Here is a 12719-nt window from a genome sequence, read left to right as displayed (position 1 = left end):
CCCTACGAGGAGTGGTTTACACCGCCACTTTTCGGTGCTTATGCCCCATTTCCATGCACGGGTGGTCGGACGGCAGGAATTTGCCCGCATTGAGCAAGCCGCCCGGATTGAAGGCCGAGCGCAGCCGCGACATCACCTCGATATCCGGCCCTGAGAACATCCAGCCCAGCGCCTCTTTCTTCTCGATTCCCACGCCATGCTCGCCGGTGATCGAGCCGTTCTTGGCGATGCAGAGCTTGAGGATCTCGGCGCTTGCTGCCAGGCACGTCTTGACAGATTCGGGGTCGCGCTCGTCATATAAGATGGCCGGGTGCAGATTTCCGTCGCCGGCGTGGAAGATATTGGCGATGCGCAGACCAAATTTTTTCCCGATCCGATATATTTCCTCCAATACATCGGGCAGGGCATGACGCGGGATAACACCGTCTTGTGTGTAATAGCTCGGGCTCACGCGACCGAGTGCACCGAACGCTTTTTTGCGGGCCATCCAGAGCGACGTGCGTTCGACGTCGTTCGCCGCAACGCGCACCGTACGCGCACCGTGTTCGCGGCAAATATCCTGCACCTGCTTCGAGAGCCGCGCAAGCGACGCCGCAGCGCCGTCGAGCTCGACGAGTAGCAGCGCACCTGCATCGGTCGGGAAGCCGAGGCCGAACGCTTCTTCGAGCGCATCGAGCACTTCGGCGTCGATCATCTCGAGCGCTGCAGGGACGATGCCGCTGGCGATGATCGCCGACACCGTTTCGGATGCATCGCGCGGTGTCGGGAAATCAACGAGCATCGTCTCGACCGCTTGTGCGATCGGGGTGAGCTTCACCTTCGCTTTCGTCACGATGCCGAGCGTGCCTTCGGAGCCGATCATCAGTGAGAGCAGCGGCGCAGATTCTCCTTCGCTACCCAGCCACACAATGCGACCATCCGCTAAGACTACTTCTGCGCCGAGAACATGCTCGGCTGTTGCGCCATATTTCAAACAATGCGGGCCGCCCGCATTCTCCGCGATGTTGCCGCCGATGCTCGATGCTGCGCCGCTCGACGGATCGGGTGCGAAATGCAAATTGTGTTTGCGCACCTCGCGCGAGAGCGCCCCATTCACTACGCCGCATTCGACGATCGCCCAGCGTTCGGCGACGTTCACTTCAACGATGCGATTCATCCCCGACGTAACGATCATCACCGATTCACCGCAAGCGATCGCACCGCCCGAAAGCCCCGTGCCCGCACCACGCGTGATAAAGGCAATGCCGTGCTCGTTGCAGTGGCGCACGACGGCGCTGATCTCGGCGGCCGAGCGCACAAGCAACACGGCCGTCGGCCGCACGCGCTCGAGCGTCACCGCATCGGCGTCATAGACGAGCCGGTCCGCCGCCGCGGTGAGTATCCGCTCGGCCGGCAAGTACGCTTCCCACACGCTCGCACGCTCATTCATGGGCACCTATCGAGGGGTAGTTAACTATATTATTTATCAACGTTCTAATTGTACACAAACACGCACCCCAATTTTACATTTTACATTTTGCCTTTTACATTCCGAGCCGCGCGGTGCCTATCCTTTCATATTTAACATACAACATTCCTAAGAGGATTGCAAGGTGCCCGTCGAGAAAAAAAATACGGCTCGGTGAGAATGGTTTACGAGGCTGTCATTCTGAGCGAAGCGAAGAATCCCTATCGAAGCACACCACAGTTTATGCACGACCGACTAATGAATATTTATGCGGCTATATACCTCGTTCTCCCCAGTCTTCTTTGAGACTCGGACGTGCTGACGGCACCAAGATGCTCATGAAGAGGCGATCTAATGGGGAAGTGTTTGAAGATAATGTTGTGTATATGTTCTTGCGGCTATCGACAGTTTATTCATGAACATATTGAGAGCGATACTGTCTTTTTGCAGGACGAGCGGAATCGTTGCTCCTTTGGAAATAAGGAGCGATGCTCGTGGAAGATTGTCAGATACTAACGCAACAGCAAGCGGTGAGTTAGCAAATGGGACCGCAGGATTAATTTGTGCTCCGTGCCTGAGAAGAAGCATGATAAGAGAATCGCTCCCATTGCCGATTGCTTCAGCCAAGGGAAGCCGGATCGGGTGTTGTGTGCCATTCACGTCGGCCCCATGTTCGAGTAGTAATCGTGAGAGTCCTTCATGGCCTTCTCTGCAAGAATACTCAAGCGGTGTATCTCCGAGCAGATTGCATTTCGCATTCGGGTCCGCGCCGCTGATGAGTAATTGCTCAGCGATCGGTGCACACGGGTACGCTATCGCCGTCCACAACGGTGTTCCGAGTTCGAATAGGCTCCCAAGAAAATTCACGTTTGCTCCAGCGTGAATAAGTGTATTCACGCAACCCAAAGACCGCTGCCTCACGGCGAGAATGAGCAGCTCGCTAATCTGAAGCGAATCGTGCCTTCGTTCGGCTGTATCCAGCAAGAGAGCTAACGCATCTGAGTTTGAGAATATGATGCTTGCGACAAAGGCGTCAGAACCACTATGATCTGTCGCATACAGACTCGCTCCTCTTCGCAATAATTCGTCGAGAACCCGGGTTGAACTGTGGCACGTAACCGCAAGCTGGAGCAAGGTGTTGCCATGTATACTTTCCGAAGTATCGATCAATTCTGGGTTCCGACGGACGACCTCCATCGCGGAGTCTTCGTTATGTACGATCGCCAAGCTCGCAAATCTCGAGAACAACGAGTCAATATTCTGCGAGTGGACTGTTCGAGCTGATAGAGCTACGAAACAATAAACCGCTACAGAGAACCGGCAGATGGTCACAGTCAAGTGTCGGTATTGCATTGAAATGGATCCATTCTACTTATGTGTTGCATTCCACGACGCGCAGCGCACATCGTTTCATGTTTTAACATACAACAATCCCGAGAGGATTGCAAGGTGCCGTTGAGAAAAAACAATTACAAACCTCAAAGTGCCGACGTATCTTCGTGAGATGAGAATAGGCGTGTTCTGGTTCGTCCTCATCGCCGCGACCGCACTGTCCGGTTGCCTCGAAATGTTCGAGGATATCCATGTGCTTCGCGACGGACGGTTCCTTGTTCGAAAGACTACCGTCGTTTCCCGCAGTGACGCACCTCAAGCTCTGAACGAACGGCTGCGGACGCCCGGTTATACAAGAAGTGACTCCGAGGTTTTCGCGTTTGAGAATGAGTTACACGCCTGGAAACCGAACGACATCCAGAGGATATCTGGGGTTACGGATCTGCAAGTCCGTGACTCTGTCACCGATTCGCTCATCTTCGTTATCTCAGAGGCAGTTGCATCGTCAGATTCCTCCGTCGAGCGGTTGCACGGAATGATTGCTTGGCTCGGACCCGGGCTCAGTATGGATACGATATTGAACAAATCGATGGTGGCTCTTCGTGTTCACTCTGCTGGTGGGCGTACGTCCTTTCGCTATACCTACAACATAGAAGATCCAACTCCTGCAAATCAGTCCGACTCGGCCTATCGATATGACCCTGTTTCGACAGCGCTCAACGAACGAATGCGCCTAACTAACAGGGGTACTGTACGGATCTATGGCTCGAATCCACGAATCAAAAAATCTGCGACGAACGCACGGATCGTGGACGGTCACATTGAGTGGCTGATTCCTCCGGACGAAGTTACAGAACCTTGGCTGCGCAAATCGAACGGTGCGACGTTTGAAGTCGGTCCTGAGCACAATCCAAAGTGAACATTGAAATAAACGTTTCACACTATGCATAGCAAGAGCGACGTATACATGCTGCACATAGTAACTCATGTTAAGTACTGATTCAGTGCAGACACACTCAGTAGATCCAAGCAAGGTACGTAAACATCGTCTCGTACGGCGTGCATGTATGCTTTCGGGGTTTTTTATGCTGTACTGCGACTTTACAGGTAACACGCACTGGATGCCCTATCACCTGAGCATATTTACCACATTCGCATTCGGTACGGCGTCCCTAATCATGCGCCGCAAATATGGGCTACCGTCGTTTTTCGAGATGAGCAGAGAACTCAGACAAAAAATACAAGAGATCAGGTCAAGAAAGCAGAATTAACGCTCGGACTCGAACACCCACAACGCCCAGGAGATGAGATAGAGTACGCCTGCTTCGACAGAAGTACTTGTCGGAGAATTCTTAAGCCGACTTTCACAACGCCGACGTATCTTCGCAACATGAGAATAGGCGTGTTCTGGTTCGTCCTCATCGCCGCGACCGCACTGTCCGGTTGCCTCGATACGATTGAGGAGATACACGTACTCGGCGACGGGCGATTCCTGTTTCGCGAGATCGTAGTCGCCTCACGCTCCGAGGCTGTGCACGACATCAACGAGCGAACGGGTACTCAGAACCTGATCCCATCGGATTCGGAGTTGTTCGCTCATGAGAATAGGCTACACGCGTGGAGTGCAGCCACCGTCATGAATATTCCGGATGTTTCTCGCTTGCAAGTACGGGACTCACTCACCGATTCGTTGGTCTTCGTGATCTCGGAGGCGATCGTGTCGACCGATCGTGCCGTGGAGCGACTACATGCGATGCTGTTCGGGTACGATCCCACGCTGACGGATAGCGCGATGCCACCGAATGAATTCGTTGGCCTGCGAGTCCGAACGGCAAAACAGCGGACCACCTTCGAGTACACGTACAACATCATGAAGGATTCGGTCGTATCGTCGTCGTCCCGTTCAGGTCACGCTATCAATGCTGCCGACAGTACGATTAATGAATTTCTTGGAGGGAAGGACTACGCTGTAGTGAGAATATTCGGCAGAGAACCACGGATCGTCTCGCCAGCGACCAATGCCCGCATCAGTGGCGATCACATTGAATGGAGATTGCCCACCGTCGAGTTGACGAAATTCTGGATGCGGAAGTCGAACGGCGCGACATTCGAGGCTGGGTCGAGTTCGAATGAACGGTGAGTGAAGATCTAATACAGAAGAAGCGACCCAAATGATAACGATAGTTACTCTTCTCATATCTCGATATCGCGCGGTGAGCGCCGGCCTTCTCTGCGTGTGCATCGCTTGTTGCATCGCATCGCTCGTTTCGTGCTCGAAACGGTCTGATCAGGTTACAAGCCGCCGAGTCTTGTTGAACGGCCGTATGGACATCGACAGCATGTTCCTGTGCGGCGAACGACTCGAAGAGTTCGACGCGATACGTTCTGCAGGACTCGAGCCGAAGATCGACAGCGATGACATCACGATGGATTCGACAATGCCGATGAAACACGGCGTCATCGCTGCTTGGAATGCAACAGTCTTCGGCGTGGACTCCGGTTGTTTCAAGGCCGACATCGCTTCTAAGCGGGTCCCGATCTTGTCGTTGAACTTTACGAGGTCTCATCTGCCGCGCTCGAGGTGGACGGCGGTCAAGGATTCGTTCGATGCCGTTCGAGACGGTGACGGCTGGTGCAAATACATCAAGGAAGGAGATCAGGAAGTGCTCCGCGGCGAGGTGCGTCTCGCGCACTCGAACCTGATGTTGCGATGTGACACATCTGGCATGATGGTCTCCTTCTTCATCAAGGGAGGATTTCTGGGGATCGAGTGAATCGGAGGTTCGTGTAGCTTTGCGAGCGGGTATTGTGTCTATACGCTTAAGGACGAGGTTCTTTTGGTATGCTGCGAGGCAGTCCGAACATCTCTTTGCAGAATAAACAATGAAGTTATTAATCGCATCTGTGCTCATCCTGTTTGCTGTCGCAAGAGGCTATGCGCAAGAGAGAAATGGCTACGATTCCATCCCCACCCCGTCATTGGCAAAAGCAGACTGCCACCCTTCCTTGGCCCTGGAGATCGGTGTGACGACCCTCGTCCTGGGCGTACCCTCATTTTGGATATGGCGTGAGCCCTTCGATGCTGACTCCAACGAGTATCTCAGGATTCGAGGACTATTCTTACCGCTCGACTTATTGATTCTTGTGTTCACGCTGGGTCCGGTTGCGGAGTCGACTTCAGATTGCGAGGCCTCGTATTGGCACGCGGCTTGGATTGGCCTCGTGTCCGATTTCATCTGCTCGTACACATACGGAGCTGTGTATGGTTTCAACCACAAACTCGATAATCATAAATTCAACTTGCCTGAGTTTCTTGCACTCGGTGTCGCCCCATCCGTCCTGACCGTATTCGCATACAATCTATTCCAGCATCCAAAGGAATCCAAGACAACTTCGATGATGCTGTACCCGTCGCTTGGGAGGGGCAACACGGCTTCGCTCAATTTTCTGATGCAGTTCTAGCACTGGTAGCTTGACCTATGATGCCCCAGAACTTATGGCAGGTAGTTAGGTTGGGATTCATACAGAGAACCAACTACTTGTAGAGATATGGAACAGAGCGTCCATACTGGTCGTGGTGGGTACATGTTGCCTCTCCTTATTGCGTTGCTGATGATGCATGCGCTGATAGGTCGTGCATTTGCACAGGCTGCTCCTCAGCTCCCCGGTGGCGGCTCGAACGGCAGGGTCACTTCGGGAGGTTCGCAATGGCAGGAGCCACGGGCGACACTCTATTTGGAAATGGGCGGCAATGCGGCGGCGGCATCAGTGAATGCCGATGTGGTGATGCGCAAGCATTACTTCACTCGGTTCGGCCTTGGTTTCAATTACCGGATGCCGTACGAGTTCGAGACGCTCGTCTGCGATGGAGAGTTAGTTGCAATGGCGGGCTATCTGTTCGGTGGTGAGGCCAGCAGTCTGGAGATGGGGATCGGTACGGTGGTCGACATGAGTACACACTATCGAAATGCGATCCTCGATGGCAATAACAGCCGATTCAAACCGACCGGGACTCTCGCGCTGCGATTTCAATCTATGGTGCCGGGAGCGATGATTCGGCTCGCGTACACGCCCTTCTTCGATGCGTCACACTGGCGCAACTGGTGCGGGTTCAGTGTAGGATTCAGCCTGAGATCAATACGATAGCGATCAGGGTGAGCATAAGAAGGACTATGTGTATGACTTGGACCAAGGAAGCGAATGAACTACTTGAACGGGCTCGGACTTCTGAAGAAGGAATACTTGAAAAACAATACAGCATCGAACGTCGGTCGTTTCAGTACCTTAGAATGCGTTGGGTGTTGCCAACTGGTAGAATAGTTTTTCGATAGAATGAATAGCAATCATAAAAAATGCGTAGTATTAGGTGGGCGATCTTACTTCCAGTAATAATTATATTATGTCAGTGATCGACGACGAATTTTACCTTCGTGGTAAAACCTGCCGTCTGTAGTTCTGCTACGTACACACCGTTAGGATACGATGATGTAGGAAGGTACTCTTCTGTGTTGTTTGGTAATAGAGCTTTTCTTTCGACCTCCTGTCCTAATATATTTACTATTCGAAGCACACCGGCTGTTTGCAGGGAAGAAAATAAGATACGTACATACTGATGTGCGACAGATGGAAAAGCGTGAATGAGTTGTGTTGCAAAACTCGCTGGTTCGACGATGCGAAGGTTCGGGTTCGGTGTTCGTGGAATATCCGTACATCCGTTATACAATAAGAAATTCTCTCCGGTAGGGCCATCAGTGCTTTGAAAAACGACCGCACCTCGGTATGTATTATCTATAAAATGGAGGGTATCCATCGTGAAATCGGTAGACCTAAACTCTCTGTATCGAGCATCGTAATAAGTGTCTAATGCTTTTCCCCCGCTATAGAAAAAAGCATACGTTACGTAATCGCCAAAATTATCATTTACTGTTCCAGTTACCATGAGTAATGGCGTTCCATCACCAATAAGATTTCCGCAGTTACGCATATAACCACCGAAATCTTTCATAAGACTGTAAGTTAGATCGAGTTGAGCAGGTGACTTTATTACATAATACGCATTCTCTTTTGTCAATCTGTAGGTGCCAAAATTATCGTTGCCAGGATAAATGTAAACGTTCATTCCATCGCTGATAAGCAGATCGGTAACTCCATCACCAGTAATATCCATCGCATACAATACTTTTGCATCTATAGAGCCCGAATCGGTAAGCCATAATAGAGTATCCTGCGAAAAAGGCAAATCATGCCTAAATAAACCAATTCTATTTGTACTTCGGCATACAATCATAGGGTTCAGACTGCGACCAAATTTTCCAATAATTGCCCCGTTATAGATGGTAGTCGTCAGTATACACGAATCATTCGGATAGATGACTTTTGAACCGAAGAGAGTTTGGTATATGAAACTTCCGCCGCTGTAAATTCCAAAATATGGGCCAGGGTTAGCACCGCCAACAATGAAATCAGAATAGCCATCTTCGTCATAATCAAATACTGTCTGTAGTGAAGGTGAAGAATTGTCCGCCTTTTGTCTGAAAATTGAATCAGTATTTCTAATTTGAGAAAAATAAGGGTAATGACCAAAATTTTTCCTAAAGAGAGGGTGCCCATCAATAAGAGTTATTAAATCTTGTTTGCCATCTTTTCCGTCAAAATCAGCGCAAGCATAAGGAACACCAAAGACTATACTGTCACTGGATTTATCAAAAAGTTTATTCCCCCCATAATGTATAACAGTATAAGCATTAATTGTATCGTTATGGCACCCGAAGCCCATGTCCTCATATCCGTCGCCGTCTATATCGCCTATGTTCAGATTAGGATATAGACCAAATCCTTCATGTGAAGTGTCTATAATTTTGAGTAACGGAGCCACATCAATGGCAGCCGGATCGCTTGCATCATCGATCTGCGCCCAAACGCGGCCAGTGAAAAAGATACAAATAAAGAGAATGTAGGCCCCAAAGCGCATATATACAAATGACAACCGATGGCGACGACGGTTACAATTTTTCTTCATACTCTGTAGGGCAAAAGCCGTGCCTCTCTTTGAAGTCCATTCTTACCTCTTTTGTTGCCATTGGGGCATCATATTATGATGTCCCCCGAATTTGTGACAGGTAGTTAAGTTGGGTTTCATTCAGAGCATCAACTTCTTTTAGAGATATGGAACAGGACATCCGTTGGTAGATCTGTGCGGCATGCAAAGCAAAGGTCGTCTCAGACGCCCTATGCGAACGCCGTGCTCAGCGTGTATCATCCTTCGTTCTATTCCTAAACACCCGCATCGCCCAGGGCACGGAATAGAGCACGATCATCGCCAGTAGTGCGCCGCCGATGACGTCGATGACGTAGTGGTAGCGCAGATAGACGGTCGAGAAGATCAGGCCCGAGCCGACAAGCAGGATGAACCAGCGAGCGCGGACCTTGAACTTGAATGCCAGCAGCATCGTCAGCAGCGTGATCTCGGTGTGTCCGCTCGGGAAGACATCTCGCGTGACGACCTTCATCGCCTCGGCGTTCGTCATTGCCGCCGAAATGTTCTCGCCCCAGTTAATGAGGAAGCGCAGTCCGTCGGTCAGCCAGAGCCCCGGCAGTTCGTGCGGCAGCGCGGCGAAGTCGTGCAGTGTGAAGCGCGGTCCGACACCGGGCAGGAGCAAGTAGCAGACGTAGGAGACCAGCAAGCCGTACACAATGGTGAAGCGCAGCTCCTCGAGGTTGTGTGTCGCGCGTTCGGAGCGAGTCTGCTGTCGCCTCTTCGAAAGCTCCCATGCGACGATCACGGGCAGCCAATAATACATGAAGTAGCACGACTGCAAGAACTCAACGACGACCGGCAGCGTGGGGATGTGATGAAAGAGCCAGACGGTCGGGTCGGTGCCGAAGAGGCTGCGGTCGATGTGGATCAATACGTCGTCGTAGTCGCGTCCGTGGATGGCGAACGATAGCTTCTCGACCGTCTTGAAGACCATCAACGCGATCGGCACGACATAGAACGTATGCGCAGCGTGCGTCCATTTGTTCGGGTAGCCGGCAAGCAATGCGTTCATCGCGAACATGATGAGCATGATGACGACCGAGCTCACGAGCACGGCGCCGACGTCCACCGAATTATGGAAGACGAGCGCGAGCACATCGAACACGACAAGAAAAGCAGCCGTCACGAACTCCACCGAAGTGAATTCGCGATAGGTGCGGGAAAGGAATGATGCCCGGGTGGTCAAGAATCTTTTGTATTATGCAAAAATACCACCGGACCAGGCTGTATTTTGCCACGCCCAAAAATATGCGATCCCTCCAACCCCGATGCAGGGGTCCGGAGGGATCGGTTTGGTGCGTTCATCTCGGGTAGCGACTCAGTTCTTGACTATATGGTACTGTCATTCTGAGCACATTCGCTTGCTCAGTGTAAATTCCGCGAAGAATCCCTTAATGAAACGTAGTGAGGCTCCGCCGCAGAGATTCTTCGCTTCGCTCAGAATGACGTCGTCATACAGTGTTCAAACGGAGCCGCTACGTCCACTTGATCGTTGAGCGCGAGCCCGAGCTCAGGCTGTTTGAAGTTTGCCTTCGAACGCCGGAGCGAATATGGCGTAGGCCGGGTAGATCTCGACCTGCGGCTGGGTGGTAATGCCGGTTGACATCACCCCGGGCATCAGGCGCGTTTCGACGAAGCGGTTGAATTGCTCGGGGCTTTCCCACACATCGACGACGCGCAGGGCTGAGCCGTCATGTGTGGCTACGTGGAAGATGGCGCCGGCCGGGATGTCGTGCTCCCACTTGACGATCTGCCGAACTTCCTCATATTGCTCCAGGGAAATCCCGTCCCATTTCATGATCATTGCGATCTTGCTCATTGTGAGTTCTCCGTATGAATAAGTGAATAGATTCAGATGAATGATACAAGGAATACAGGCGGACGGTCGGATTGGATGTGCGAGGCCAGAAAAAATCTTGTAGGGGCGAGGCATGCCTCGCCCGAGGCGGGTGGTTTATTATTACGACGGGCGACGTATGGGTCGCCCCTACGGATACAGGATACTGTAGAGTTTCACCATCTCGGCGACATCGAGCTCCTCGGCGCGTTTCGGCAAGTAGGGTTCGAGCGCCGCGGCATCGGCGCCGGTATCGCCGAGTGCCTTCAGATTATTCTTGATCGTCTTGCGACGCATTGAAAAGAGCGTGCGGACCATCCGTGAGAACTGTTTGTCGGTGAAGTTCGCAGGCGGCGGAATGTTCGAGCGGGCGAAATAGTCGTTCGTGAAGTCGAGCCGCACGACGGCAGAGTCCACGTTCGGCGGTGGACGAAACGCCCCGGCCTTGACTTTGAAGAGCATCTTCACATCTGCGAAGCATTGTGAGATCACGGATGGAATACCATACTGCTTCGTGCGCGGCACGGCCACGAGGCGCTCGCCAACTTCTAACTGCACGAGCAATGTAGCAGAACGGATGATCGTCCGCTCCTCGAGCAGCTTGAAGACAATCGGGCTTGTGATGTAGTACGGGATGTTCCCGACGACATTGAGGCGCGCTTCGGGCGCGATGTTCTGTAGATCGGTCTTGAGGAAGTCGGTATGCACGACCTCGAAGCGCGGGTCGGCGATCTCGCGTTCGAGTACGTCGACGGCGCGGTCGTCGAGCTCGAACGCAATGAGCCGAGATAGCGGATGATGCAGCAAGTGCCGAGTAAGCGCACCCGTACCGGGGCCGATCTCGATGACGCTTTCGCCCTCGCGCACATCGCACGCGTCGGCAATACGACGGAGGATATTCTCGTCAAAGAGAAAGTGCTGCCCGAGTGATTTCTTTGTTTCAAATCGCTGCATGGATCGGTTGTTTCCGGCAAAGTAGTAGCGCGGAATTCGTTACCATAACATCGAACCCATGTATCTTTGTGCAATCAATAATGAACCCATCGATGAAGTTTACCCGCACGCTCGCAGCACTCGTTCTTTCACTCGCATTCGTAGTACCCTCGTTCGCTCAATCGTCGACGCCGATCACGTTAGAGATGCACATGCCCAAAGGCGCTGCATACACGATCCTGACGGACATGACACAAAAGATCAACGGTACCAGCAGCGGGATCGACGTCAAGATCGACCAACACATGGTCTTCGGTATGAGTATGAAGGTAAAAGAAGCGAAGAAAGACGGTAATCAGGTCCTGACGACGAAATACGACCGTCTTGCAATCACGCAGAACGTCGATGCCGGTGGGCAGCAGATCGAAACCATCGTCGATACCAAAGACCCTTCGAAGAACAAAGGCGATGCAGCCGAGGAAATTGCTCCGAGACTCACGAAGCTGATCGGGGTAAGCTATAACAGTGAATACGATAAATACGGAGCACAGGTCTCGACGGACCTCGACTCGGTGATTGCAAAGTATCAGGTCAGCGATTTTGCCGGCAACTCCGAGAATAATCAATATGCGGTCGTATTTCCGGACCACCCGGTTTCCATCGGCGACTCGTGGCATGCGAAGACGGTGAAGAACGAGGGCGGCCAGGATCTGACTACGGATGTGACCTACACACTCAAATCGGTCGGCACGACAACTGCGGAGATCGGATTCGAATCGCATATTGTCGGGCTCATTGCCGAAGGTTCGCTCGATGCGACGATGAATGGCAGCTATACCGTGTCGCTCAAAACAGGTTGGACGTCCAATGCAACCATGCAGATGGAGATGAATATGAAGGTCAAAGAGCAGGGGACGGGCACGGAGTCGCCGATGAAGATCACCAGTAATTTTACGATCACCTCCGAGCCGAAGAAATAACGATCGGTCGTAGTGAACGCAGAATTGCCCTGGTCAGGACGCTGACAGCAGGAAACACAGTAGTATATTTGTATCCATCGTCTTGCGGTCGTTTCCGGCGGATACGACAGTGGTGATCTGACTATTTCCTATGCTATTACATAACTCCCGCAC

At 52.1% G+C, this 12719-nt stretch carries 12 protein-coding genes; 6 read left to right on the top strand and 6 right to left on the bottom strand.

From position 1 onward, the window contains the following. Positions 1-16 precede the first annotated feature (16 nt). The gene (locus JSS75_11600) at positions 17-1429 is read right to left on the bottom strand and encodes an FAD-binding protein (GenBank protein MBS1904341.1); all 1413 of its coding nucleotides are present in this window, start codon (positions 1427-1429) and stop codon (positions 17-19) included. Between the two features lie 369 nt (positions 1430-1798). After that, the gene (locus JSS75_11595; GenBank protein ID MBS1904340.1) at positions 1799-2644 is read right to left on the bottom strand and encodes an ankyrin repeat domain-containing protein; all 846 of its coding nucleotides are present in this window, start codon (positions 2642-2644) and stop codon (positions 1799-1801) included. Positions 2645-2930: 286 nt separating this feature from the next. On the opposite strand from JSS75_11595, the gene JSS75_11590 reads away from it, so the two are divergent. The 5 genes from JSS75_11590 to JSS75_11570 all read left to right on the top strand — a co-directional run bounded on the left by JSS75_11590 (position 2931) and on the right by JSS75_11570 (position 6925). Further along, positions 2931-3698, top strand: coding sequence for a hypothetical protein (locus JSS75_11590; protein MBS1904339.1), 768 nt, complete (start codon positions 2931-2933; stop codon positions 3696-3698). A gap of 471 nt (positions 3699-4169) precedes the next feature. Further along, complete coding sequence (locus tag JSS75_11585) at positions 4170-4919, top strand: hypothetical protein (protein MBS1904338.1); 750 nt, start codon at positions 4170-4172, stop codon at positions 4917-4919. A gap of 184 nt (positions 4920-5103) precedes the next feature. Further along, complete coding sequence (locus tag JSS75_11580; protein ID MBS1904337.1) at positions 5104-5553, top strand: hypothetical protein; 450 nt, start codon at positions 5104-5106, stop codon at positions 5551-5553. Positions 5554-5683: 130 nt separating this feature from the next. Next, positions 5684-6241 (top strand): hypothetical protein, encoded by a 558-nt coding sequence (locus tag JSS75_11575; GenBank protein MBS1904336.1) that lies wholly within the window; start codon positions 5684-5686, stop codon positions 6239-6241. A gap of 123 nt (positions 6242-6364) precedes the next feature. Continuing rightward, on the top strand, positions 6365-6925 hold the full coding sequence (locus JSS75_11570) for a hypothetical protein (GenBank protein ID MBS1904335.1): 561 nt from the start codon (positions 6365-6367) through the stop codon (positions 6923-6925). A gap of 256 nt (positions 6926-7181) precedes the next feature. Here JSS75_11570 and JSS75_11565 read toward each other — a convergent pair whose 3' ends face one another. The 4 genes from JSS75_11565 to rsmA form a co-directional block, all read right to left on the bottom strand. Further along, a complete protein-coding gene (locus JSS75_11565; GenBank protein MBS1904334.1) occupies positions 7182-8798 on the bottom strand; it encodes a T9SS type A sorting domain-containing protein in 1617 nt (538 codons plus the stop codon). Between the two features lie 226 nt (positions 8799-9024). Beyond that, entirely contained in the window at positions 9025-10002 is a 978-nt protein-coding gene (locus JSS75_11560; GenBank protein ID MBS1904333.1) for a phosphatase PAP2 family protein, read from the bottom strand. 324 nt (positions 10003-10326) lie between these two features. After that, a complete protein-coding gene (locus JSS75_11555; protein MBS1904332.1) occupies positions 10327-10635 on the bottom strand; it encodes a hypothetical protein in 309 nt (102 codons plus the stop codon). Between the two features lie 168 nt (positions 10636-10803). Next, positions 10804-11607 (bottom strand): ribosomal RNA small subunit methyltransferase A, encoded by an 804-nt coding sequence (gene rsmA, locus JSS75_11550; GenBank protein MBS1904331.1) that lies wholly within the window; start codon positions 11605-11607, stop codon positions 10804-10806. 92 nt (positions 11608-11699) lie between these two features. On the opposite strand from rsmA, the gene JSS75_11545 reads away from it, so the two are divergent. Then, positions 11700-12566: a hypothetical protein gene (locus JSS75_11545; GenBank protein ID MBS1904330.1), complete on the top strand. Its 867-nt coding sequence runs from the start codon at positions 11700-11702 to the stop codon at positions 12564-12566. Positions 12567-12719 lie beyond the last annotated feature (153 nt).

The sequence above is a fragment of the Bacteroidota bacterium genome, from assembly GCA_018266755.1.
Taxonomy (GTDB): domain Bacteria; phylum Bacteroidota; class Ignavibacteria; order Palsa-1295; family Palsa-1295; genus JAFDZW01.
The sequence above is the reverse complement of the archived record's forward strand: the minus strand, read 5'-3'. Positions and strand labels throughout refer to the sequence as shown.